Source organism: Arcicella rosea (assembly GCF_040543805.1).
Taxonomy (GTDB): Bacteria; Bacteroidota; Bacteroidia; order Cytophagales; family Spirosomataceae; genus Arcicella; species Arcicella rosea.
Genome location: NZ_JBEUMS010000012.1, coordinates 68607 through 91639 on the forward strand (window position 1 = coordinate 68607; position 23033 = coordinate 91639).

Here is a 23033-nt window from a genome sequence, read left to right on the forward strand (position 1 = left end):
GAAGTTACACTTTCAGGGGAATACTTACCTGAGCCGTTACCATATTGTCCTCGGCATAAATTACGATGGCATCTTTTAAGCCATAATTAATAAGAAGTCTTCTCTTAAGATTTTCTAAGCCAATTCCTTTTCGAGTCTTTTTCTCAGAATTTTCCGCCAAAATTGTGCCAGTATTCTGTATCCCAAAAACTAATAAATTATTTTTTTTATGGGCAAAAACAATGATTTCTCCGCCATTTTTTAGCTTGCCAATACCATGCTTGATGGCGTTTTCTGCTAATAATTGTAATGACATCGGAGGAATTCTGGCTGCAAGCACACTTTTACTGACATTTGTTTTATAATTTAAACGGTCATCGAAACGCATTTTTTCAAGATCAAGATAATTTTTTACAAGATTCAATTCTTCTTGAAAAGTAATATCTTTTAATTCATAAAATGAAAGCGACATTCTGAGTAAATCAGAAAGTTTAATGGTGGCATCTCTTGCCATTTTTGGCTCAGACAAAGTAAGTGCCTGAATGCTATTGAGTGAATTGAATAAAAAATGAGGGTTTAATTGGCTTCGTAAACTTACTAATTCTACTTCTTTGATATGTATTTCGGCTTCTACTTTTGCTCTTTCTTCATGAATTGCTTTTTTAGCAAACTTAATTCCATGATAGAATATAAACCAAGGCATGATGAATCTAAATGTTTTAACAAATTGAAAAGCATTGCCTAGAAAATCTGATTGAATATTATTGGAATACGGGATGGTAATATTCAGAAACAGAAAATCAATAAAGTAAACTACAATAGCAATAATAAAATTGGCAATGATGGGATACAAAATGAATTTTTGCCAATTGAGTGATTCTATCTTTTTAGGATTAACAATTGAATAATAAGTATGCGTACAACCAATAAATACCAGAAAGTTTGTGAATCCTGAAATGATAGCCGTAGATATATTAACGTCATAATAAATGTATTCACTTGTTGTATAAACAATATATAGACTCCAACAAGTCAGTTGAATTGTCCAATATATTTTTTTCTTTTCCATACTCTTTAATCTTCTTATCGTCGTTAGGCTTTACTTCACAAAGTAATCAAAACAAATTTCATTATATCAATATTAGATATAAAATTTCCATAAATGAAAGATATAGTATATAAAAGTCCTTACAAAGAATTTTAATTATTTTACCAAATAAAATTATAGAATAGATACTTAACGAGATTTATGCTTTTACGGTATTGATATGAAGATATAAGGTAAATTATAAAAAAAATCCACAAGGTAACAACCTTGTGGACGTTTGTTTTTCAAATACTGAGAAAAATCATTATTTTAATTTCGCAACCGAGGCTTTAATTCTTTCGCAAGCTTCAACCAATTGTTCGTCAGCAGCAGCAGTTGAGATACGAACACAGTCTGGCGCACCAAAACTTGTTCCAGCTACAGTAGCAACGAAAGCGTCTGCTAAAAGCCACATAGAGAAATCATCAGAATCTTTGATTGTTGTTGTGCCATCAGATTTTCCGAAGTAATAACTTACATCTGGAAAAGCATAGAATGCACCGTCTGGCATATTTACTTTGAAACCTTCGATTTCACGCAAAAGACCAACTACTAAATCACGGCGACGAAGATAAGCTTCTTTCATTTTGTAAGCTTCTTCTAAAGTACCGTTGAAAGCAACAGTAGCTGCTTTTTGTGCAATAGAATTCGTTCCAGAAGTAACTTGTCCTTGTAATTTTTCAACACCATCAGCAATCCATTTTGCCGCAGCGATAAAACCAATTCTCCAGCCTGTCATCGCATGACCTTTCGCAACACCATTTACAGTGATTACTTGGTCTTTAATTTCAGGAATTGAACCGATAGAAAAATGTCCAGCTTCTGTAAAGTTGATGTATTCGTAAATCTCATCAGCCATTACAAAAATATTTGGATGTTTCGCTACAATAGCACCTATAGCTCTTAATTCAGCTTCAGTATAAACAGAACCAGTTGGGTTGTTTGGCGAAGCAAACATCACCAATTTCGTTTTTGGAGTAATTGCTGCTTCAAATTGTTCTGGTGTTACTTTGAAGTTATTATCAAAAGCACCATCAACAATTACTGAAGTACCTTCAGCTAATTTTACCATTTCAGAGTAAGAAACCCAATATGGAGCAAAAATGATTACTTCTTCACCTGGATTTACCAAAGTTGAAATCACGTTTGCTAATGAATGTTTCGCTCCTGTAGAAACAACGATGTTTTCAGGATTCCATTCGATATTATTATCACGTTTGAGCTTATCAGCAATCGCTTTGCGAAGGTCAGGATAACCAGCTACAGGCGAATAACCATGAAAACCATCATCAATGGCTTTTTTGGCGGCATCGCAAATGTGCTTTGGGGTTTTGAAATCTGGTTCGCCTACTGAAAGGCTGATTACTTTGTGTCCCTGAGCAGCAAGTTCACGGGCTTTTTTTGTCATCCCGAGCGTTGCTGACTCCTCCAGTGCATTAATGCGGTCTGCGAGCGATACTATTGAACTCATTTTTGCTAGAATTTATTTATGGAAATCAGAAAGTCCTTCGAAGAACTTTCATAAGAAAAAAATTAAATCCCACAAAGTTAGAAGAGTATTATGGGATGCGAAAGAAAAAAAGGAATTTATTGAGTATTTCTGCTGCTATTTTGTAAATCATGAATGAAATTCTTGCATTTTTTCATTCTTTTCAATGCAAAATTTTCAAAGAAAGCTAATCTGTAAGTATAATCGTTTGAAATTAACAAGGATATTTATTTTATCTTTACCGACAACATAACTCATTAACGAATGCAGATTTTAATTATATCAATTTTTATAATAGGCTATTTAGGCATTGCTTTAGAACATCCTATTAAAATCAATAAAACAGCAACAGCTTTACTAACGGGAGTTTTATGTTGGACGATTTATGTGGTTTTTTCATCCGACAAAGAACTTGTTTTAAGCGAACTTTCACATCATTTAGGTTCAGTTTCTGAAATACTTTTCTTTTTGTTGGGTGCAATGACGATTGTAGAATTGATTGATGCCCATCAAGGTTTTAAATTAATTACCGACCGCATTACAAGTAAAAATAAAGTAACATTACTCTGGACGATAGCCTTTATTACTTTCTTTTTATCATCGGTATTGGATAATCTTACTTCAGCCATTGTGATGGTTTCGGTGATTCGGAAATTGATAAAAGATTCAGAATCTCGAAAACTGTTTGCCGGAATTGTAATTATTGCAGCAAATGCGGGTGGAGCGTGGTCGCCAATTGGGGATGTAACAACTACGATGCTTTGGATTGGCGGACAAATTACACCAGTAAACATCATGAAAATGTTGTTGATTCCAAGTTTGATTTCCCTCATCATTCCATTGGTTTATTTAACCTTTCAATTAAAAGGCTCAGTAAAAAAAGCGAAAGAAGAGGAGGCTAAACCTGAAGAAGTACATCAAGTAATTATCCAAACGCAAAATTCTTTGATAATGCTTTTTACAGGATTCTGTACTTTATTGTTTGTTCCTATTTTTAAAACCATCACACATTTACCACCTTATATGGGTATTTTGTTAGGATTGAGTATCGTTTGGATTGTTTCTGAAATACTTCATTCTGGTAAAGATGAAGAAGAGAAAAAGCCTTTTACTGTAGCCCATGCCTTGAGTAAAATAGATACTTCAAGTATTTTGTTTTTCTTAGGAATTTTAATAGCTATCAGTGCTTTAGAATCCACACATTTATTGACGGAATTGGCTACTTGGATGGATAAATCTATCGGAAATCAAGATATTATTGTAGTGGTAATTGGCTTGGCTTCGGCTGTAATTGATAACGTACCTTTGGTGGCAGCTTCGATGGGAATGTACGATTTAACGGCTTTCCCGACGGATTCGAAAATTTGGGAATTTATGGCATATTGTGCTGGAACAGGAGGAAGTATTTTAATTATTGGTTCGGCGGCTGGTGTAGCAGTAATGGGTATGGAGAAAATAGATTTTCTTTGGTATATGCGAAAAATCAGTTTTACGGCTTTACTTGGTTATTTTGCGGGTGTAGGAGCTTACTTATTGATTTTTGCTTTGTTACATTAAAAAATTTCAAAAGAGAAGCCTAACAAATTTGCTGGGCTTCTCTTTTGAAAAATATTACTCTTTAATCAATTCATCAATTTTACTTTCAAATTCGTGAACCCATTCGGTATAATATTTCCCAGTACCAGGACCTGAAAAACCTGCATGTGTTAAACGAATATCGCCTTTTTTGTCTAAAACAATCGTTGTTGGAAAACCGATTACTTGGTTAAGTGAAGGTAAACTTTGCGAAGCGCTTTCTGAACTATTTACGCCAGCATTTAATAACTGATAATCAATGCCGAAACGTTTGCGAAGTAGAGCCATTTTTTGTTTGAAAAATTCTGTTTCAGTTGATTTCTCATAAGCTAAACCTACTACTTCAAATCCACGAGCTTTATTTTTTTTGTAAAAAGGTACTAAATAATTAGTTTCGTCCATACAGTTTGGGCACCAAGAACCTAAAATTTGTACAACAAGTACTTTCCCTTTATAAGCATCATCCGAAAGAGAAATTTTCTCACCTTTTTCGTTTAAAAAAGAAAAATCAAAACGTTCATAGCCTTCTTTTAAATAAGTGATTTTTCCTAAATCGGGCAAACTTGCATTTTCATCTCTTTGGGCTTCGAAGATTTTCGAACCTTTAATTCCTCCAAAAAATTTGCCTGTAATTTTATCCCCATCTACTTTTGCTTTTAATAAAAAAGCGTGCGAACCGTCGAAAGTAGAAAGGAAAAGACTATCGCCAACAATGTTTCCGTCCATGTAACGATAATCGCCAGTGGTTGTTAAGAAAGAACCAGTTACAATTGTTCCTTTTTGTTGAAAAGTGCCCACTGCAAAACTTGCTTTTTGGGTTTCAGCGTTAATAAAATTAACTGACCATTTTCCTGTAGCATTGCCACGAATCGCCATTTTGTTCGTTCTAAATCTGTTTAAATAACCCAAACTAGCTTGAAATGGTGATTCTATATAAGATTTGCGACCTTTGTTTTTACGATAAAATCCCACCAACGATTGTGCATTTTTCTTGGCTACGATTTCTGCATCAAATAAAGAGATTGGAATAATCAGAGAATCGCCTTCTAAAGTAGCTTCGTCGGTTTTGAATCTTTCAGAAGCATTTAAAACGTAAACATCAAACTTGTTTTTGTTTTTAGTAGGTTTGATTTCAAGTCCAAAAGGTAATGCTCCGCCATCGGTTTGAACCGTTGCTCGCCAACGAGTAGCTACTTGTGCTTCCACATTTTGCCAAACCAGCGTAAATAATAATAAAATGATTAATTTTTTCATTGTGAAGTAAATGATAGTTGATGAAAATAGAATTTGAAAATTTGAGGATTTGAATATTTGAAAATGGAATCAATTCTTTGAAATTCAAACAAAAAGTTTTTATGTATTTGTTCCATTGATTAATTTTCAAATGGGTATATTTTCAAATCTTCAAATCTCCACATCTTCAAATTAACGATTATTTCTTCTGTAAACAAGCCATATAAAAGCCATCATAACCTTCTTTTGCTGTAGAAGTACGTCTTTCACCTAAAAACTCCCATTGGTCACCAAACTCAGCCATGAAGCGTTTGATGTGATTTTCGCTTTCAGAAGGCAAAAGGCTACAAGTAGCAAAAACCATTTTTCCACCTTGTTTCAGCATGGCAGAATATTCGGTAAGAATATTCCATTGAGTAACTTTTAAGTTATCAATAAACTCAGGTGTTAATTTCCACTTTGAATCTGGATTTCTACGAATTACGCCTAAACCCGAACAGGGTACATCCAATAATAATCTATCGGCACTGGCTTCGTATTTTTTCAATACTTTTGGGTCGATGAGCTTTACTTCGATGTTATCAACGCCATTTCTTTTGGCTCTTTTCATCAATTCTACCAACTTGTATTCTTCAATATCCATTGATACAATTTTGCCTTTGTTTTCCATCAAAGCCGCCAAATGCAATGATTTTCCACCTGCACCTGCACAAGCGTCAATTACTCTCATACCTGGTTGAACATCCAAAAATGGAGCAATTAATTGTGAACCTGCATCTTGTACTTCAAAAAAACCTTGTCTGAAATAATCGGTTCTGAAAATACTCTGACGTTGTCTTAGTATTAAAGCATCTGGTAAACCTTCGGGAACGATGGTTTCGATGTCGATGGCATCCAACAAATCTTGTAATTTATCTTGATTGGTTTTTAAAGTATTAGCTCTTAAAACGACTGGTGCTTGTTCGTTCATTGCCATAATCTCTTCCGACCATTTTTCTTCGCCCAATTCTGAAGCACATAACTGGTCGAGCCAATCGGGAACAGATTCACGTACTTTACGAATTAACATTCCTTCCTCAAAACGGTCTAAAATTTTTGCTGCTTGAATATGTGAGAATTCTTCCCATTTAGGTAAAAAATCAACATTATCAGCATTGGGATACAAGCGTTTTTTGATTAATAACCAAGAACCAACAATTTGCCAGAAGTAAGGAGCTTTCAGTTTATCTTCATAAAGGTTGTTCGAGAAAAGTATCAAACGCCAGTAACGAACAATTTCATAAGTAGTTTCGGCAATGAAGGCACGGTCACGGCTGCCCCATTGTTTGTTTGATTTTAACGTTTGCTCAATTACTCTGTCAGCTTGACGAGGATTTTTTACGAAAAATATTTCTTGCAGAGCCTTTACGGTTGCTATCACTAATGGACGATGAAGACGCATTCTAATATTGGATTATCAAATTTCAATTGTATTAATACTTACAAAGTTCCGAAAATTTGTTGAGACTTACTCTTTTTTGTAGAATTGGCTCTCTGAATTCACCTTTCTGAAAATATTCAATTTTATTTTGAAAAATAATTCGATAATTTTTCATTGATGAAACAAAAGTATATCGTTGGGCGTTTTACTATCATATCGCAAATAAAACAAAAAAGCCCTGCTGAGAAGCAAGGCTTTTTTTATGGACTTTATTTTATATCAGCTTCCGAATAAATCACTTGAAAGGTAACGATCGCCACGGTCGCAAATGATACAAACGATAACACCCGATTCTAATTCCTGAGCCAAACGAACAGCTGCCGAAGCCGCTCCACCGCTACTCATTCCTCCAAAAACTCCTTCTACTTTTGCTAAAGTATTAGCCATTTCACGAGCTTCCTTTTCAGAAATATCCATAATTCTATCTACTCTTGAAGCATCAAAAATTTTCGGTAAATATTCTTGTTCCCAACGGCGAATACCCGGAATTTTAGCACCTTCAGTCGGTTGGCAACCTACAATTTGAATATCAGGATTTACTTCTTTCAAAAATTTAGAAGTACCCATTATTGTTCCTGTAGTTCCCATCGAGCTAACAAAATGTGTTACTTTATGGTCGGTATCTCTCCAGATTTCTGGTCCAGTGGAGTGATAATGAGCCATGTAATTATCAGGATTCGAGAATTGGTCTAACATGAAAAAACCACCTTCTTTTACTTTAGCTTCAGCATAATCTCTTGAACCTTCAATACCAACGCTGGCAGGAGTAAGCGTAACCGTAGCTCCGAAAGCTTCCATTGTTAGTACACGTTCACGAGTAGAGTTTTCAGGCATTACTAATTCAATATCGAGTCCGTACAGACGAGCAATCATTGCCAAAGCAATACCTGTATTACCAGAAGTTGCTTCGATCAATTTTGTTCCTGGTTTTATTTCTCCACGTTCTACTGCTCCACGAATCATACCATAAGCCGCACGGTCTTTTACCGAACCGCCTGGGTTGTGTCCTTCTAATTTTCCGTAAATTTTTACGTTTGGATTTGGGTTGATTCTGTTTAATTCAACAATTGGCGTATTGCCAACTAAGTCTAAGAGTGTTGCCATTCAATTATATTACTGCAATATTTTTACCTGCTCTTGGTGATATATTTTTGTGAAAGAAGGAATGCTGCGAGTGAGCCAAACATTTCCTCCGATGATAGAATTTGCGCCAACAACTGTTTCTCCGCCCAAAATGGTTGCTCCTGCATAAATCACAACGTGGTCTTCAATTGTTGGATGGCGTTTCAGCGAAGCCATTTCTTTGCTAACAGACAAAGCTCCTAAAGTAACGCCTTGATACAATTTTACATGTTTACCAATGTTCGTGGTTTCGCCAATTACGACGCCCGTACCGTGGTCAATCATGAAATACTCGTCAATTGTTGCACCAGGGTGAATATCAATTCCTGTTTTAGAATGTGCATATTCCGTTAAAATTCTTGGCACAATTGGCACATTCATTTCTAATAAAGCATGTGCAAGACGATAAAAGATGATGGCATAAAAGCCAGGATAGGCCCTAATTACTTCGTATTCACTTTGAGCCGCTGGGTCGCCCATCATGATTGCCTGAATATCAGTTAATAATACTCTATAAATTTCTGGAAGTTTCTGAATATAAGCTGCTGCCAAAGTACGGGCATCTTCATCAAGATGCTGTTGCATGGAACGGAGTAATCTGGTAAGTCTTAACTGGATTTGGTCAAACGCTTCTTGTAGTTCATCTACACAGCCAAAATGGCGCTGTGTTTGTTCAGGAAACAATGCCAGCGAAATGTCGGTGAACAATTCTTTAACCGTCGAAGTGGCAGGAAAAGTATTGGGTTTGGAATGTTTTTGGCAAAGAGCCTCTAAAAAACTATTGGGCAACATTTGAGACATTGTTTATCAAATATGTTATTAGAAAACTGATAAGATATTTGGCAAAGCATAAAATAAAACCTTATTGTTTTGCTTTATAATTGAGACGATTAACCTGTGGTTAATTAAATTTCACGCAATGATAACGATAAATGTACTGAATTGATTCTGTTTTGGTAAAAAAATCGTTAATTAGAGCCCAATCTAAATTCTTAAATTATGTTCCAATCCAAAATTGTTTTATGGTTATTCAATCTTCAATTATTATTCTGTAGTTGTCATAAAGAAAGTAGCCAAAGTGATTTCTCGAAAGGACGACACTTCTATAAAGTAACAAAAATCGGAGATTTGGCTTCAGAAGTAAACGAATGTTCTGGTTTGATAAAAAGCGCAAAAGACACTACTTTCTGGACGCACAACGATAGTGGAGGTAAACCTGAAATTTATGAAGTAGATATTCATGGAAAACTTCTGTCAACTATCAATTTTACCAATTTGAAAAATCAAGATTGGGAGGAAATTAGTCGTGATAAAAATGGAAATCTGTATATTGGAGACATCGGGAATAATGACAATAAAAGAAGGAATCTGACGATTTATAAAGTGAAAGAGTCTGAACCATCAAAAGTTGAAACAATCTCATTTCATTATGCCGACCAAGAACGTTTTCCGCCAGCAAAAGAAGATAAGAATTTTGATTGCGAAGCATTTTTTGCACATGGAGATAGTTTATACTTGTTCTCTAAAAACAGAGGAAACAATTTGGTGAAAATGTATGCTGTACCCAATAAAGCTGGAAATTATGCACTTTTACCAAAAGGAGAAGTATTGATTAATGCGATGGTAACGGGAGCGGCGATTAGTCCAGATGAGAAAACCTTTGCATTATTAACCTATGGGAAAGTAGTATTTTTCGGGATTAAAAAGCAGCAAATAGACTTTAAGCATCCTAAGAAATGTTATACTTTTGCTTTTCAACAATCAGAAGCCATAACTTTTTTAACGAACAATACCCTGTTAATTTCAAATGAACAAGGCAAATTGGCTAAAGTACAAATTGAAAAAAAATGATGAATTAGTTGTGAAGCAAAATATTCATCTTCATTTTGTACAAATAACCAATTTTAATTTGTACAAAGTTGATGTGTAGCTTACTTTCATAAATTCTATAAAGATTCCCTGATTTAGATTTAACAATTCCGTAATATTGGGCTTATTAATTTTGCATTAACAATTGAGCAACACAAGTATTGAATTAGGATAATCTTAATAAAATTACGATTCGTTGCAAACTAAAATATGGCAAACGCATTACCTATTCCCAAAATTTTACTGGTTGATGACGATCCAGACATCATTGAACTGTTAGAGTATAATCTTCAAAAAGAAGGTTTCGAAATTCAATCTGCTTTAGATGGCGTTCAAGCTGTAGAAGTAGCCAAATCTTTCAAACCCGATTTGATTTTATTGGACGTAATGATGCCTCGTCAGGATGGTATCGAAACAGCAAGACAGCTTCGTCTTATTCCAGAATTCAAAGAAGTTTATATTTTGTTTCTTACGGCTCGTGCTGAAGAATATACAGAAGTAGCCGCTTTTGATGTTGGTGCAGATGATTATATCGTGAAGCCGATTAAACCAAGAGCTTTGGTAAGTAGAATCAAAGCAATGTTTAGGCGTGAAGCACAGCAAATTGAAAGCGATGAGAAAATTGAAATTGGGCAATTGGTGATTAATCGTACTAATTACAGTGTATTGAACGACGGAAACCCATTAGTGATGCCTAAGAAAGAATTTGAATTACTTTCGTTTTTAGCAAAACACCCTAATAAAGTATTTAATAGAGATGAATTATTAGAAAAAGTATGGGGTACAGATGTTTACGTTGTTGAAAGAACGGTAGATGTTCATATCAGAAAGCTTAGAGAAAAAATCCCAGAACATTATATCAAAACGCTTAAAGGTGTTGGTTATATGTTTACTTTAGAAGATTAATACATAGATTTTTGTGAAAAAACAGAAGATATTTGCTTGATAAACAAGTGATTGTCTTCTGTTTTTTTATTCCCTTCCTCCGAATATTTTGCAGATTGTCAATTTCAGGCATAATTCCTTATTTTTGTACAAATACATTTAGCCTTAATATGAGATTTTATTTGGTAGTCTGCTTACCAAACGAGCCTCTTTTAGATAATGACCAATCGATTTATACAAATATTTTTCTTTTTTTGTCTTTCTTGTTCTGGCTGTAACGCTCAGAACTCAGCGCTAAGTAAACCTCAGAAATATGAATTCAGAGCAGCGTGGATTGCCACCGTTGAAAACATCGATTGGCCCAAACGTGGTCAGTATAACTCTGAACTTCAAAAGCAAGATTTTATCAGAATCTTGAACGAACACAAAAAGTCAAATCTGAATGCTGTTTTTGTACAAGTACGAGATGCCTGCGATGCTTATTATGCTAAAAGTACAGAACCTTGGTCTGAGTTTTTGACAGGTCAACAAGGGAAATTTCCTACTCCGTTTTATGACCCGCTTAACTTTATGATTGAAGAAGCCCACAATCGAAATTTAGAATTTCATGCTTGGCTAAACCTCAATCGTGCTACTTTTAAGAAATCAAGAACACTTGCTCCTGACCATATCAGCGTTACAAAACCAGAATGGATGTTGGTTTATGATGGACAAAAATTATTGAATTTCGGCATTCCAGAAGTAAGAAAATACATCACTGACGTTGTAGTTCAGATTGTGAAAAATTATGATGTAGATGGCATTCATTTTGACGATTATTTTTATCCTTACGAAGTAACAGGAGAGGTTTTGAAAGATGAAGAAACCTTTAAAAAATACAATGGAGGAATAAAAAATATTAATGAATGGCGAAGAAGTAATACCGATTCCTTGATTTATCAAATTAGTGATGCCATCAAAAAAATAAAACCAAGAGTAAAGTTTGGGATAAGTCCATTTGGTGTTTGGCGAAATTTTAGCCTTAAAAACCCTGATGGTTCTTGTACGCAGGCAGGGCTAACATCTTATGATAATTTATACGCCGATACTCGTAAATGGCTTCAACAGGGCTGGATAGATTATATTGCCCCACAAATTTACTTTGAACATGCACATAGCAAAATTCCTTATAACGAATTAGCCCTTTGGTGGAAAGACAATACTTTTGGCAAGCATTTATACATCGGTCAAGGAATTTATAAAATCAAAGCAGGTTGGTCATTAACAGAAGCGCCAAAGCAAATCCGATTCAATCGTGAATATATTTCAAGCCAAGGAAGTATATTCTTTAGTTCAAGAAGTTTGACCGAAAATTACGGAGGCTTTCAAGATACTTTAAGGAGAAATTATTATCGTTTTCCAGCATTAATTCCAGCGATGCCTTGGAAAGATAGTATCCCACCATTAGCTCCGCAAAAATTATTAGTGTTAAAGAATGATAAGGGCATTCCTGTATTGACTTGGCAACCAGGAGAAAAAGCAGTTGACGACGACCTTAATAATTATTATGCCGTTTATCGTTTTGAAAAGGGGGAAAAGCCAGATTTAACAAAAGCAGAAAAACTTATTTATATCGGCAAAATGAATACTTTTGAAGATAGTGCTGCTGAAAAATTTAGAGGCTACATTTATTGTGTAACCTCTTTTGATAGACTTCATAATGAATCGGAAGATTATGCCATGTTCACAACTGAGTATGGATATGAATCGTCAAAATAGCATTTGTCTGTATGGAATATTCCAACGAATTCCGAACGATTTGATAGTATTGGTATAATTTAATTCACTGTTTCCACTTTTATAATCACGACTCAAGAATCGTAAATCAAGGAAGAAATTATGTTTTAGTTGATAAGAAGCCCTAACATCATAAATCATCGTTCTAGCACTTCTTCCTTGACCAATTTCATTACCATAATCATCATTATAGAGTACTTTCCTACTTCTGGTATCATAGTCTTTTTGAATATTTTGTCCCCAGTTTTCAGTTGGATTTCTATCTTCTCCAAATTTTGCAAAAATAATATTTGCAGTGATATTGAGTTTCTTTAAAGCTTGCCAACGAATGATATTAGACCATTCTACAAAATTAGCTCCGAGTGGGTGTGCCAAAGCTTGGTTATATTGCGTATAATTAGCGCCGCTATCATGGCTGTAAGTATATGGACGAGCAGCATTGACTTCAGTTTGGAAATCTAAATTACTGATTCCAAAAACATCAATGTACTTCAAACCAGCTTGTAAACCATTTTTATTCGCCCAATAACCTGTAGGTTTGAAAATCTCTTTTGCAATAAATTCATCTAACATTAACTGTCCATAAAGAGAAAAACGTTTGGCAAAATTCCATTTGAAATCGAAACCAATCAAAGCATTGTCGCCGCTTCCCTGAAAGCTTTCTATAGAACGATAAAAAATAACTGGATTCAAGTAATTCAAATCAAAGCCATCGCCATTAGTGCTATCTCTTTGAAAAACAATACTTTCAGAAATGCCAATATTGAAATTTTTAGAAAGATTAAGGCTCAAATGGTGCATCGCCATGTACTTCTTCGGGAAAATCTGGTCGTTTGGTTTTAAACCTGTATAAACTAGCTGAGTGAAGAGGTTTTGGTATTGAAATTTCCCAATATGCGTATTGATTTTGAGGAATAAATTAGGAGCGGCATTATCCGACAAAATCATCGAACGAAAGCCATTTCCAATAAAATTTTTATCATGCCCAAATTGTAATTGTATATTTTTGGTAGCCTGAAAAGTAATGTAAGCTCTTGCAGTGAAGAAATCTGTAGCATAAGCATTTTGCTTGAATTCTTTGGTTAGTCCTTCGCCGGGCATACCGGGCAATCGAAGGTTAGTTTGTCGGAGCTCATTTTGGTTATAGGCATCTACAAACGTTTTGACGTAGTCGGGAATATAAGCTTGATTTTCGGAAATGAAAGTATAAAAACCTACTTTTTTATTAATCATTCCTCGAATTTCTATTCCACGAGTATTGATACTTGTACTTTTTTGAACACCGCCCGTAGCTGCACCAAATTCTAAATTAAGTACAGGGCTAACGTGGAGGTCGAGAATATCATCAGCATTTGAATAAGCGTCAGCTTTTTTTTGATAGAATATTTTCCAGAAAGGTTTTTTGCTATTGCCTGTAGTATCGTTATTCTTCCATTCCCAACTATCATTTTCCAAGTATGCTAAGTTGAATCTATCTTTATCCGATAAAATTATTGAATTGCTTGCCCAAATACTATCGACTAGTTGAACTACACCTTTTCGAGTATAGGGTTTTACGCTTGTATGAAAACCTTCAGAAAATTTACCACGTTTTATTTCGTAACGGTCAATTAAATGATAATAATCTTGGTTTAAAGGAATAAAAACACTTTGTGCTTGAGTGTAAATACTTATGATAGAACAAACTATAAAAGTAAAAAATCTTAATTTTTGATACATAATTTTACCAAGGTTTGGGCATTTCATTGTACAATTAATACCTTCGCAAGTTAGTTTAAAATTATTGATTGAAAATTAAATAATTTCATTCTTAGATATAATCAATTATAAAACTTAACCAATTGACTTACAAAGACTAACGTATTAATTATGACATTTGGGAAATATTTTACCGTAATGCTTGCAACAGCCATTAAATTTTTTAATGGACCTATCGCTGGAATTGTATTGGGATTGACTTGGTGGGAAACAGCAATATGTTGTATCATTGGTATGATGACTACCGTAACTTTGATTGCTCTTTTAGGAAGTACCATTCAACGTTTAATTGCGAAGTATCGTAAAACGAAGCCAAAACTATTTTCAAAAAGAACTAGGTTTGCTGTAAAAATCTGGAAAAAACTTGGTATTTGGGGAATCGCTTGCTTTACTCCGCTCTTTTTTACACCCGTCGGAGGAACACTTTTAGCATTATCTTTTAAAGTACCATTCTTTAAAATATTCTTTTCAATGCTAATTTTTGCTGTTTCTTGGGGAGTATTTTTTTGTTATTTACTGTACCAAATTACTTGGTTGAAAGACTTATTTTCTTGATGGTTTTTTCATATAATCACCACGAGAAAAGAATTTTTCAATCATACAATACAGTAAAATAAAGAAATATCGGCTACCCATTTCTTTTATTTTCAATTTAGATTCTCCGTATTTACGGTTTGTCCAACTATTCGGAACAACAGCAAAAGAATAACCTCTAACGTATGCTTTTAGGGGTAATTCTACTGTTAAATTGAAATGTGGAGACATAAAAGGTTTGATGCCTTCGATGGTTTCTCTTTTGTATAATTTGAAGGCATTTGTAGTGTCGTTGTACTTGATGCCTAATAAAAAACGAATAATAAGGTTAGCAATGCGGTTGATATAAAGTTTTACTTGTGGGTAGTCAATTACTTTTCCGCCTTTCATAAAACGGCTACCGAAAACAGCGTCGACATCTTTTTCAAGCATTGTGTTGTAATACTTTACTAAATCCTCTGGGTCGTCAGACATATCAGCCATCATTACTGCTACGCAGTCGCCAGTATAGCGCTCCAACCCGTATCTAACGGCATAACCAAAACCGTTTGGACCTTTGTTGGTGAAATAAACTAAAGTAGGAATTTCCTTTTGTAATGCTTGCAGAACGGCTTCTGTGTTATCTTTTGAATTATCGTTAGTAACACAGATTTCATGCTCAATCCCATATTTTTGAAGCGTATTGTATAATGACTTTAAAGTTTCTGGAATAGATTCTTCTTCGTTATATGCAGGAATTACGACACTTAGTTTCATAATATATTGATATGAAAAATGAATCCGTTGGCAACCAATCGGATTCATTTTGGGGAATTAAATATTTTAAACATAAAATCAAGAGGATATTTACTTCCTACAAACGAGAAGCAATTCCATCGTGAATTTGCTGTAAAGTTTCATTTAAACCAAAAGTCCAGTTCCAATTTGGATAATGTGCTTTAAATTTAGAAAGGTCAGACACGTACCAAATGTGGTCACCAATTCTATTCGTTTCAGAATAGCTGTAACTCATTTTTTTACCTGTCATTTCTTCACAGATTGCAATGGCTTCAAGCATTGAACAATTGGCAAAACGCCCGCCACCAGCATTATATACTTCGCCCGCACGTGGATTTAAGTAGAAATTCCAGAACATATTCACTAAATCGTAAGAGTGAATATTATCACGAACTTGTTTGCCTTTGTATCCAAAAATTGTATAATGATTTCCAGTAATGGCACATTTCATCAAGTACGATAAAAATCCATGTAGAGCAGTTCCTGAGTGATTTGGACCTGTTAAACATCCACCACGGAAAATACCCGTTTTCATCCCGAAATAACGACCATATTCTTGTACTAAAACGTCTGCGGCTACTTTTGATGCACCGAACAATGAGTGTTTAGTATGGTCGATACTATGGTTTTCGTCGATACCATTTTCAAAATATGGGTGACTAGCGTCGATTTCAAAACGGGTTTCTGTTTCTATTAATGGTAAATAATTTGGATTATCACCATATACTTTATTGGTAGAAGTAAAGATGAATACGGCATCTGGAGCATGCAAACGAGTCATCTCAAGCATATTCAAAGTACCGTTGGCATTTACAGAAAAGTCAGTAAAAGGTTCTTTTGCGGCCCAATCGTGTGAAGGTTGTGCAGCAGTATGAAGCACACATTTAATATCTGTTCCGTATTCTTTGAAGATTACTTCTAATTGAGAAACCTCACGAATATCAGCTTGATAATGTTTATAATTAGGAAACTGTTCTTCTAAACGATTACGATTCCAAGCAGTAGATGCCTCGTTCCCAAAAAAGTACTGACGCATATTATTGTCAATACCGATTACTAAATCAAATTTATCTGAAAAGAAAGAGACTGCTTCGCTACCAATCAATCCAGCGGAGCCTGTTACAAGAGCTATGTTCATTTATGGGTTCAAAGTTAATAAATACGAAAAGCGTCACAATGTGATTTGCAACGCTTTGTGAAATAATATGTAGGTAGAAATAATGTTCAACAAAAAGTATTAGTTACCTTGAACGTTTGTACTATCATTGAATAGTTTTTCACGAATTTTGTTGGCTCTTACTTCGTTTTCAGGTTTTGCTGTGTATTTGTTTTTTGTTTGTGCAGCAGCAGAATCTGGATGTACACCATACACATATTGATCTCCTTCACGAAGGTCAGCTTGTTTAATATTGTTATTTTTTTGATAGTCACAAGCGATGGCTAACAAAGCGATACTGGCGATAGCTAAAATGTTTTTGCGATTCATTTTTCCGTAATATTCTGGTTTGATAGCACAAAAATAACAGGGGAATCTCAATTAAAAAATTTTATCAGAAAGTTTAGCCTTTTTTAATATAATTCAACGAAGCATAATTTTGGTCTAAGCCGAGTAATCAATCAATTTGTGAGAACGTTAACTTAAGTGTTGGAAAAAGGATTAATATATAAGTGTACTGATGGTTAGTTGATTATGTAAATAGTTGTAAAAAAATGAAGAAAATGTTTGATTATTTGAAATAATGGAATTATCATTGCAGTACAATTCACAATCCTGTGTGTTTCTTCCGTTAAGATTTTGATTATTAAATACTTAACATCATTTATCCACATCATTCCAAATTTTTCCCAAATTTAACTTTAAAGTTGACAATCTTTTTTAAGATGTTTTTATTAATATTTAACCACAATTTAGAAAGACTTTAATTGTAGATAGTCTATCAATTTACCCTTATGTACAAAATTGAAGAATTAGACATGATGCTTATTTCGGAGCTTCATGAGCTTGCCAAAGAATATGCCATTTCCAATGTTAATGACCTTCCTAAAAAAGAACTCATCTACAAAATTCTTGATAAACAGGCGGTAATGCCCCCAAAAAACCGCAAACCTTCCACCAAAGATGCTATGCAAGACGATAACAAAACAGAAAGGAAAGTGAGGAAAGAGTCTGGAGTAGCTTCAGATGCCCCTCGTCCAAAAAGACAACGCATTTCTAAAGAAGATGCCGACAATGCAGTGGTTGTAGCTAAAAATACAACAATTAAACAAAGCCCATCAGAGCTACCGAAACCTAAGGTTGTTAAAGAAGTAAAAGCCAAACCAGAGGTTGTTTCGGATATTACTTATGAGTTTGATGAAGAGCCAATTGTAGATTTTCCGATAGAAGTTGAAGAGGAATTTGTAATAGATACTTCGTTTATTACACCAGATGAACCTGCTGCTGGTTTGCCACAAGAGCAAGAAGTACGTAGTGATGTTACTCGTCAAAATAACAATAATGCGTTCAAAAAACCGATTTATAATCAAGCTATTCGTGAGTTTGATGGCATTATTGAGAACGAAGGCGTACTTGAAATTATGCAAGATGGAGGCTATGGCTTCCTTCGCTCAGCAGATTATAATTATTTGGCTTCGCCTGATGATATTTATGTTTCACCTTCACAAATCAAATTATTTGGTTTAAAAACTGGTGATACTGTTCGTGGTTCGATTCGTCCACCGAAAGAAGGAGAGAAGTATTTTGCTCTTTTAAGAGTAGAATCAGTGAACGGAAAAACGACTGAAGAGATTAGAGATAGAATCCCTTTTGAATATTTAACGCCTCTTTTCCCAGAAGAAAAACTAAAACTTTCTTCTCGTCCAGATCAATATTCTACTCGTATTCTTGACTTATTTGCCCCAATCGGAAAAGGTCAACGTGGTATGATTGTGGCGCAACCCAAGACTGGTAAAACGGTATTGTTGAAAGAAATTGCGAATGCCATTTCAAAAAATCATCCTGAAGTTTACTTATTGATTTTGTTGATTGACGAACGTCCAGAAGAGGTTACGGATATGCAACGTAGTGTAAGAGCAGAAGTAATTTCTTCTACTTTTGATGAACAAGCAGAACGCCATGTAAAAGTTGCAAGTATCGTTTTAGAAAAAGCAAAACGTATGGTTGAATGCGGACACGATGTTGTAATTTTATTAGATTCTATTACTCGTTTAGCTCGTGCGTATAATACTGTCGTTCCTTCTTCAGGAAAAATCTTGTCGGGTGGGGTTGATGCCAATGCACTTCACAAGCCAAAACGTTTTTTTGGTGCAGCTCGTAATGTAGAAAACGGAGGTTCATTAACAATCATCGCAACAGCTTTGATTGATACGGGTTCTAAAATGGATGAAGTAATTTTCGAAGAATTTAAAGGTACTGGTAATATGGAATTACAACTTGACCGTAAGTTGTCGAACCGTAGAATGTACCCAGCAATTGATGTTACAGCATCAGGTACTCGTCGTGAAGATTTATTGATGGATAAAGAAACGCTTCAAAGAGTATGGATTCTAAGAAAACACATGAGTGATATGAATTCTGTGGAAGCAATGGAGTTTTTACAACAGCAAATGAAAGGAACAAGAACGAACGAAGAGTTTTTAGTTTCGATGAATAGATAGTTATTGGAAAGATTGAATCTTGACAATGATAATAAAAAAGGAGTTGCCGAAAGCAACTCCTTTTTTATTATTAATATCGAATAAACCAAAATGGGTTTCGTTCTTCTTTGATTTTTTCCTGAATAATTTTCTTTAACATTTCTTGATAGGCTGATTCATTCATTTTTTTACCTTTCAGTTTTTTGGGCGGTGCCAATTCTTGAGTAAGTTTTTTAGACTCTATTTTTGATGCTTGAATCAATACTGTACCATCGTTTATGTCTAATTCTAGGATTAAACCCGGTAACCCCCAAAGTCTTTCTGGACCAGCGTTTGAAGGAATATCTTGTGCAAACCAAGCAATTATTTTCTGCTTTTTTAGCGTATCTTCAATCATGGCTTTCATACAAATATGTCCTGCTACTTCTTTAATATCATTCAAAATTTTCCAATTTGGAGTTTGTAAAGAATCTTCGATGATATAAGTTTTCCCAAGTATTTCAAAAACATCTAGCATTGTGTTCTTAGAAAAATTTCTGGCAACACTAAATTCTTCCTTTCTCCAAGCATAGCCTTCCGATTCTTCCGACCTTTCTTCTGACGCAACATATTTACTCTCATTATCATTGTAATGAAGTAACATATATTCTTTCCAATCGTCTTTACCAGCAAACATATAAGTCATTTTTTCTTTTTCCTGCTTGCTCAAATAACTTAGTTGGTTGTTCATTTTTGTCCAATAAGTTGTTCTAGTAAAGTAAACAGTTCCCTCATTGGTTTGTGCAAACATTTGTATAGAGAATAAAACGAATGCGATTATCAATATTTTTTTCATGTGCTAAGATTTCTAATTGTTAAAATGGCATAATTACTGACTTTGAACAATAAGTTTTAAATTAAACATTGCTCAGTTTTAAGTCTTTTATTACCAACCATTATTTTTCTTTAATTTATCCACATGTCCTTTTACGTTGTAAGTGATACTCAACATAAAATAACGAGCTAAAGTTAATGCAGTTTGGTTCGTCACAACGTTTTGATAACCACGTTGTGAGATTGTCTGACGTTTGTTGAACACATCAAATGCTGCTAAACGAAGCTCAACTTTATTGTCTTTCATCAGTAATCTTCTTACAGAACAGTTCAAGATTGGAATGTCTTGATTGAATCCGAAACGATCGTTTTTATAGCCATTGTAATCAAGATTTGTTTCAAAGAAGGTTTTCTTTGCAAAATTCCATTTTAAAGACGCATCCAATCCTTTTGTATTAATGTTCTGATTTTGTCCTTCTTCGATAGAGTATTTAACCTTCGTGAAACCTAAACTTCCACTAAGTCCCATTAATAATTTATCGCTAGGAGTAATGCTAAAACCTAAAGTAATGTTATAACCTTGGTTATTCGTTTCATTTTTAACTCCGTTGATAAACGTTGGGTTATTTGTAAGGTTAACATTTCCGTTTAGGTTAACTGTAAGTTTTGTTTTTACAATCGGAAAGCTTGTGTAAAGTCCAGTATTGAAACGAGTACCGCCTGAAATGTTTTCTGGACGAGTTGTCGTAACAAAATTTTGGTCAACCGTTTGGTTATAAACGACCTGACTTAAGTAATAATTATAACTTGTCCACAAGCTAATATTGGTAAAAGTAGAAGGGTCAAATTTGTAAAGATCCAATCCAACTTCATGACTTTTAACAGGCAATAAATCTTGATTCCCTTTTGTAATGTAAAAAGGGTTATTGTTATTGACAACTGGTTGTAAGTCGGTGATACTTGGTGCTTCCACATTCAAATTATAGTTGAAGCCTATATAAGCATTATTTTTCAGTTCGATACTTGCTGAAAGGTTTGGAGTAAGCGCATCGTAGCTTTTATTGATTTCAGTATTTAAAGGAGCATCTTTTTTAGGATAAACTTTTCCATTCAAATCATAGCGAAGTCCAGCTAAACCAGCTGAAATATTAATCCCCGCATGAGAATAACGTATGCTACTACCAATTCTGTTATAAGTAATATCGTTTTGGTAAAATGTACTCAAGCTATCAAAACGTTCATTGTTTGATAAACCATTGAAGGCATTTCTTCCTACTTCTTGTTTATTGTTGCTGAAATTATAGAAACTTTCCCAATAGATTTTCTTTGAAAGCGGCTCTAGGAAATTTAATCCACCTTTCAAAAAGTTAGTATTATTGGCATTTTGATTTAATTGACTGATGGCTCTGATTTGCTCGTTGACATCCTGTGCTGCAAAAAACTTCGTTAATGAATAAAGTTTATCAGTTCCATCTGTCGATGCAACATTGTACATCAAACTAGCGGCTAAAGTACGTCCTTTCTTTTTGAATTTATGTCTGAAAATAGCCGTTCCCGAAAAGTTAAAGGCATTCAAATCTGAACTATTATTGATAGCTACAGCATTACGAAGTGCATTTTCTTGGGTTAAGTAACGCTGACTTTTCAAATCTGTTCCGTTAGAATTACTAAAACGCAAACTTGCTTTGGTAATTAAAGTGTTACTTGAATCTAGCATTTGCTCAAAGCGTCCAGCAATACTGTGGTTCCCTCTGAAATTAGTGGTTTTTGTCGTATCAGTCGTAGAGAAAGAATTGTTTTGCAAAAACGTTTTAGTGTTTTGAAATTGATCTAGTTTTAAATCTGTCTGATTGTAGAAATAGCTGGTACTCAATTTCGTTTTTTGATAAGTATAATTATAATTCACACCACTACCAAAGTTTTTGGTGAAACCTCTTCCATCAAAATTATCGGTAATACCACCGCCATCAGAAAAATAGTATCGACCGCCACTACCAAAACCGAAGTCTCCATTATCATTCTGATTAAAAGTATTATTTCCTTTGAATTCGCCGTAATCACTCCAGTTCACGCCCGTTTCGTTGATATTATTGGCATAACCGAGTATCGAAAACTGTTCTTTCTTATTAAAACGGTTATAATTTCCTCTGAAAGCATTTCTTGATTCTGTTCCTACAGCACCCGTAATTTTCCCAAATGCTCCTTTTTTGTATTCATCTTTTAATTCAAGATTGATGGTTTTTTCTTTTTTACCATCGTCGATGCCTGTTAATAAAGCTTGGTCAGATTTTCCATTGAAAACCTGTACTTTAGAAATCGTTTCAGCACCTAAATTTTTGGTTGCAGCTTTTGGGTCATCGCCAAAAAACGTTTTTCCATCCACTAATACTTTTTTTACGTCTTTTCCTTGTGCTTTGATATTTCCACTGGCATCTACTTCTAAACCTGGCAAACGACGAAGTAAATCTTCAACCGATGAACCAGGTGGTACTTTAAATGAAGCTGCATTGTATTCAATCGTGTCACCTTTGATACTCAATGGTGCTTTGGCTGTTCGTACAACTACTTCCAGTAATTCTTGAGCAATGGGTTTGATTTTGATAGCTCCTAAATCTGCAATATCAGTTTCTGAAGGTTTTACATTTTGCTGATAAGGAAGGAATCCGACAAAGGAAATTTTGAGTAAATAATTGGAATTTTTAACATTTCTGAATTCAAAAGCACCTTTGTCGTTCGCTCTTGAGAAATTAACCAAAGCAGAATCTTTTGGCTGTAATAACATAACTGTTGCGCCAGACATTACTGTTGAATTCGTGTCTTGAACGATGCCTTTTATCGTTACTCTGGCTGGATTTTGTGCCAACATTAGGGTAGAAAAGGCGAGATAGAAAAAAAGGAATAAAGTAGATTTATACATGATGATAGAGTTGATTGTGTGGAGGTTTAAATATCAAAAGTCAAATTAACTATTTTTTTAGTTAATAAAAAAGTACTTAACGTTTTTTAACATTTCTGTAAAA

Annotated in this window: 18 protein-coding genes; 6 read left to right on the plus strand and 12 right to left on the minus strand. The window is 34.5% G+C overall.

The window, feature by feature from the left end:
• Positions 1–4: 4 nt before the first annotated feature.
• Positions 5–1048 (minus strand): sensor histidine kinase, encoded by a 1044-nt coding sequence (locus ABID42_RS15720; protein WP_323256221.1) that lies wholly within the window; start codon positions 1046–1048, stop codon positions 5–7.
• A 283-nt stretch (positions 1049–1331) separates the two neighbouring features.
• Positions 1332–2537: an aminotransferase class I/II-fold pyridoxal phosphate-dependent enzyme gene (locus ABID42_RS15725; protein WP_323325793.1), complete on the minus strand. Its 1206-nt coding sequence runs from the start codon at positions 2535–2537 to the stop codon at positions 1332–1334.
• A gap of 282 nt (positions 2538–2819) precedes the next feature.
• Here ABID42_RS15725 and nhaD point away from each other — a divergent pair, with 282 nt between their 5' ends.
• On the plus strand, positions 2820–4112 hold the full coding sequence (nhaD, locus tag ABID42_RS15730) for a sodium:proton antiporter NhaD (protein WP_367284471.1): 1293 nt from the start codon (positions 2820–2822) through the stop codon (positions 4110–4112).
• A 54-nt stretch (positions 4113–4166) separates the two neighbouring features.
• Here nhaD and ABID42_RS15735 read toward each other — a convergent pair whose 3' ends face one another.
• The 4 genes from ABID42_RS15735 to ABID42_RS15750 all read right to left on the minus strand — a co-directional run bounded on the left by ABID42_RS15735 (position 4167) and on the right by ABID42_RS15750 (position 8754).
• The gene (locus ABID42_RS15735; RefSeq protein ID WP_367284472.1) at positions 4167–5384 is read right to left on the minus strand and encodes a peroxiredoxin family protein; all 1218 of its coding nucleotides are present in this window, start codon (positions 5382–5384) and stop codon (positions 4167–4169) included.
• Positions 5385–5562: 178 nt separating this feature from the next.
• A complete protein-coding gene (locus ABID42_RS15740; protein WP_367284473.1) occupies positions 5563–6804 on the minus strand; it encodes an RsmB/NOP family class I SAM-dependent RNA methyltransferase in 1242 nt (413 codons plus the stop codon).
• A gap of 258 nt (positions 6805–7062) precedes the next feature.
• Positions 7063–7947: a cysteine synthase CysM gene (gene cysM / locus ABID42_RS15745; protein ID WP_367284474.1), complete on the minus strand. Its 885-nt coding sequence runs from the start codon at positions 7945–7947 to the stop codon at positions 7063–7065.
• A 9-nt stretch (positions 7948–7956) separates the two neighbouring features.
• A complete protein-coding gene (locus ABID42_RS15750; RefSeq protein WP_407654137.1) occupies positions 7957–8754 on the minus strand; it encodes a serine O-acetyltransferase in 798 nt (265 codons plus the stop codon).
• A gap of 210 nt (positions 8755–8964) precedes the next feature.
• Here ABID42_RS15750 and ABID42_RS15755 point away from each other — a divergent pair, with 210 nt between their 5' ends.
• The 3 genes from ABID42_RS15755 to ABID42_RS15765 all read left to right on the plus strand — a co-directional run bounded on the left by ABID42_RS15755 (position 8965) and on the right by ABID42_RS15765 (position 12477).
• Complete coding sequence (locus tag ABID42_RS15755; RefSeq protein WP_367284475.1) at positions 8965–9816, plus strand: hypothetical protein; 852 nt, start codon at positions 8965–8967, stop codon at positions 9814–9816.
• 228 nt (positions 9817–10044) lie between these two features.
• Entirely contained in the window at positions 10045–10740 is a 696-nt protein-coding gene (locus ABID42_RS15760) for a response regulator (protein ID WP_367284476.1), read from the plus strand.
• 198 nt (positions 10741–10938) lie between these two features.
• A complete protein-coding gene (locus ABID42_RS15765; RefSeq protein ID WP_367284477.1) occupies positions 10939–12477 on the plus strand; it encodes a glycoside hydrolase family 10-like protein in 1539 nt (512 codons plus the stop codon).
• Here the strand turns inward: ABID42_RS15765 and ABID42_RS15770 are convergent.
• Positions 12469–14214: a capsule assembly Wzi family protein gene (locus ABID42_RS15770; RefSeq protein WP_367284478.1), complete on the minus strand. Its 1746-nt coding sequence runs from the start codon at positions 14212–14214 to the stop codon at positions 12469–12471. The genes ABID42_RS15765 and ABID42_RS15770 overlap by 9 nt on opposite strands.
• A gap of 150 nt (positions 14215–14364) precedes the next feature.
• Here ABID42_RS15770 and ABID42_RS15775 point away from each other — a divergent pair, with 150 nt between their 5' ends.
• On the plus strand, positions 14365–14808 hold the full coding sequence (locus ABID42_RS15775) for a small multi-drug export protein (protein ID WP_367284479.1): 444 nt from the start codon (positions 14365–14367) through the stop codon (positions 14806–14808).
• Here the strand turns inward: ABID42_RS15775 and ABID42_RS15780 are convergent.
• From ABID42_RS15780 to ABID42_RS15790, 3 genes are all read right to left on the minus strand, one after another.
• A complete protein-coding gene (locus ABID42_RS15780; RefSeq protein WP_367284480.1) occupies positions 14797–15543 on the minus strand; it encodes a glycosyltransferase family 2 protein in 747 nt (248 codons plus the stop codon). The genes ABID42_RS15775 and ABID42_RS15780 overlap by 12 nt on opposite strands.
• A 97-nt stretch (positions 15544–15640) precedes the next feature.
• Positions 15641–16702 carry an NAD-dependent epimerase/dehydratase family protein gene (locus ABID42_RS15785; protein WP_323325819.1) on the minus strand — a complete coding sequence of 354 codons (1062 nt, stop codon included), beginning with the start codon at positions 16700–16702 and terminating at the stop codon, positions 15641–15643.
• 99 nt (positions 16703–16801) lie between these two features.
• The gene (locus ABID42_RS15790; protein WP_367284481.1) at positions 16802–17050 is read right to left on the minus strand and encodes a hypothetical protein; all 249 of its coding nucleotides are present in this window, start codon (positions 17048–17050) and stop codon (positions 16802–16804) included.
• Positions 17051–17514: 464 nt separating this feature from the next.
• Here ABID42_RS15790 and rho point away from each other — a divergent pair, with 464 nt between their 5' ends.
• Complete coding sequence (gene rho / locus ABID42_RS15795) at positions 17515–19221, plus strand: transcription termination factor Rho (RefSeq protein WP_367284482.1); 1707 nt, start codon at positions 17515–17517, stop codon at positions 19219–19221.
• A gap of 70 nt (positions 19222–19291) precedes the next feature.
• Here rho and ABID42_RS15800 read toward each other — a convergent pair whose 3' ends face one another.
• Together ABID42_RS15800 and ABID42_RS15805 are read right to left on the minus strand one after the other, a co-directional pair.
• Entirely contained in the window at positions 19292–20035 is a 744-nt protein-coding gene (locus tag ABID42_RS15800; protein WP_367284483.1) for a GLPGLI family protein, read from the minus strand.
• A gap of 90 nt (positions 20036–20125) precedes the next feature.
• Positions 20126–22930, minus strand: coding sequence for an outer membrane beta-barrel protein (locus tag ABID42_RS15805; RefSeq protein ID WP_367284484.1), 2805 nt, complete (start codon positions 22928–22930; stop codon positions 20126–20128).
• Between the last annotated feature and the right edge of the window lie 103 nt (positions 22931–23033).